Below are 3,064 nucleotides of genomic sequence, written 5' to 3'. Positions count from 1 at the left end.
TAATTAAATTGAAGATAGATTTCGCCTCTGATCCCCCCTGCCCCCCTTAATAAGGGGGGTGCCGATCCCCCCTTAGTCCCCCCTTGATAAGGGGGGTGTCTGACAACTTTTAACACCTACCTACTTAACTGCTATAATTAGAAACTCATGCCGACAATATTTTATTGGGGAGAAGATGAATTTGCTATTAACCAAGCGGTGAAAAATCTGCAAGCAAAACTTCTTGATCCCAATTGGATACAGTTTAATTATGATAAAATTAATGGTGATCGCAATGAAGCAATTATCGAGGCCCTCAATCAAGCGATGACTCCAGTTTTCGGCATAGGAAATCGTTTGGTTTGGTTAGCCGATACGGTTATTTGTCAACAATGTTCCGAGGATATTCTCAAGGAATTACAGCGCACTTTGCCCAATTTACCCGAAAATTCCTATCTGTTATTAACCAGTGCCAAAAAACCCGACTCCCGCTTAAAATCGAGCAAGTTTATCCAAAATCAGGCGGAGGTTAAAGAATTTGAACTAATTCCGCCTTGGAAAGTCGAGGAAATTGCCCAAAGAGTTAGGGAAATTGCCAAAGAAGTGGGAGTAAAATTAACTCCCGATGCGATCGAACTCTTAGCAGAATCAGTGGGAAATAACAGCCGCTTGTTGTGGATGGAGTTAGAAAAACTGCGTTTATTTAAAAATAATTCGGCGGTAACTATTGACAAAAAGGACATTTTAAGCTTAGTCAATGCCAGCAATCAAAGCAGCTTACAGTTAGCCGGTGCTATTTTAAAACGGGAGACAGGCAAGGCCCTAGAATTAGTCAATGAATTATTAAATCGCAACGAGAACCCCCTAGGTATTACTGCCACCCTAGTGGGTCAATTTCGCACTTGGGCAATAGTGAAATTAAAAATTGAAGAAGGAGAAAAAGACGACAAAAATATCGCCGCCGCCGCCGAAATTGCCAATCCCAAGCGACTGTATTTCATTCGCAAAGAGATACAATCCTTTTCTTCTAAACAACTTCTCGCCACCTTGCCCATACTTCTGGAATTAGAATATCGTCTCAAGCGGGGTGCAGAACCTTTGGCAACTTTGCAAACCAAAATTATTGAACTTTGTTGTTTATTGGTGACTTAAGTAGGTAGGTATTAAAAACTTTCAGATCCCCCCGCCTATCGGCACCCCCCTTATCAAGGGGGGCAGGGGGGATCGAACCTAAAATCTATTTTTGATTTAATTATAACCAGCTACTTAATACTCTTCCTTACCTTTCAGAAATCCTCTAGAATAAGATTCTATAGACTTCTAAACAGCCACAATGACCGATGATGCCATCCCTAGTCTAAATTTAGCCATCTCTAGTTTAGCCACGAGTAATAATTTCGCCCGTTGGGTGACGAAAGCACCCCTACCGGGGGGATATGTGCATCATGACTGTGAATGGACCGAGAGTCTAACCACGGAATGGATGGCATGGCAGGAAATGTTCTGTCTGCAAAAAATGCCGACCTTGCCGATGTTAGAGCAATTAGAAGCAAATTCTCGACCTAAACTGACTCTTTCGGGAGAAGGCGGCAGTTATGGCGGTCAATTAATGCAGAAACTAGGTATTAGTCTCTGGCAATGGTTATTTCAAGCATCAATTGGTCAAAGTTTCGCCCAAAGTCAGGGAATCGCCCTCGGCAAAAATCAGCCCCTGCGAATTCGCTTGGAATGTCGCAATCCCCATTTAATTCTGCTGCCCTGGGAAATTATGCAGCAAGCAGGTAAACAGGCCATATCTCTGCATCCGAATATACTCTTTAGCCGCACCACCAGCGATGTGGAACCACTACCACCGATAAAACCGAGTAATAGTCTCAATATTCTCTTAGTTATCGGCGAAAAACAGATTAAAACCGCCGCTAGTTCCCTCAACCTCACCGCCATTAATACCGATGGAGAAACTAATCCCGACCAGGCACTGGAATCCGAGGCCGCCAATCTCATCCGGTCTATCTCCCCTGGGGGCAGTGGTTCCCTCCAGAATTGGGGAGTGAAAGTCAAGGTCGATACCTTAATTCGACCGGAGGCCGAAGAACTGACCAGGTCCTTGGATACGGGTAAATATCAAGCTTTTTTCTACGCTGGCCACGGAATCGCCGCCCCCAATGGCGGTTCCCTATTTCTGCGGACGGGGGAACAGCTAAACGGGACGGAGTTAGCCCAAGCTTTGGTGAGAAATCAGGTTATTTTAACGGTTTTTAATGCCTGTTGGGGTGCTTATCCCGCTAAATCCGGTCAGGAGATGATTCCCCGCAGCAGTCTGGCGGAAGTCTTGATTCACCATGGCGTTCCCGCAGTTTTGGCCATGCGAGATGCGATCGCTGATCGAGAGGCCTTGAGTTTTATCGAAGTTTTTACCCGCACCCTCTTCGGGTTCAAAGACAAAGAAGCGCAGATGTCCAAGTTGTTTCCCGCTCCAAGAGTCCCTATTGATCAGGCCGTTCGTATCGCCAGGCAGCAATTATTAACCCTCTACAAGTACAATCAACCCGCTTGGACTTTGCCGATTCTCTATATGCACCCGGAATTCGACGGGCAATTGCTGCAAACCCTTGATGAGACTCAATCACCGACGGTTATGCCCAATGTCTCCGGAACCATGCCCGCCGCTTTCTTATACTATCTCGATCGTCCCGAAAGAAAATGGTCAATCCGTGGTGGTGGCATGAATATAGGACGGGACATGGAAAATGATCTACAGATTACTGAAAAATGGGTTAGTAAAAACCATTGTCGGATCATTTGCCGTAAAAAACCCGATGATTCAGACTATCAATACTTTCTCGAAGATTTCTCCCGTTTTGGTACTTTTATCTACCAAGATGGCCAGTGGAAGCAGGTACATAACCAAGAAGTTCCCCTAGAGTCCGGTTTACAGATTCGCTTCGGCAGTTACCAAGGCCAAATCCTCGCATTTGTGGTCGAATAATTAGGGTTGGCTGAAAACATTTGTCGTCGGGTGTGGGGTGATGGGGTGATGGGGGTGTGGGAATTATGAATTGGGAATTATGAATTGGGGAGGTGG

2 protein-coding genes are annotated in these 3,064 nt (G+C 45.4%); both read left to right on the top strand.

Annotated elements, in window-relative coordinates:
• Positions 1-147: 147 nt before the first annotated feature.
• Positions 148-1,131: a DNA polymerase III subunit delta gene (gene holA / locus PX636_RS18615; RefSeq protein ID WP_288118252.1), complete on the top strand. Its 984-nt coding sequence runs from the start codon at positions 148-150 to the stop codon at positions 1,129-1,131.
• Between the two features lie 181 nt (positions 1,132-1,312).
• Entirely contained in the window at positions 1,313-2,968 is a 1,656-nt protein-coding gene (locus tag PX636_RS18610; RefSeq protein ID WP_288118250.1) for a CHAT domain-containing protein, read from the top strand.
• Positions 2,969-3,064: the final 96 nt, after the last annotated feature.

Source organism: Microcystis sp. M53598_WE2 (genome assembly GCF_030067735.1).
In the GTDB taxonomy this organism is placed as follows: domain Bacteria; phylum Cyanobacteriota; class Cyanobacteriia; order Cyanobacteriales; family Microcystaceae; genus Microcystis; species Microcystis aeruginosa.
Note: the sequence above shows the minus strand (reverse complement) of the source record. Positions and strands in the feature narration are given on the sequence as shown.

Excerpts from the sequence above, each read along its gene's own strand:
- holA (WP_288118252.1), top strand. The coding sequence starts at position 148 with ATGCCGACAATATTTTATTGGGGAGAAGATGAATTTGCTATTAACCAA.
- PX636_RS18610 (WP_288118250.1), top strand. The coding sequence starts at position 1,313 with ATGACCGATGATGCCATCCCTAGTCTAAATTTAGCCATCTCTAGTTTA.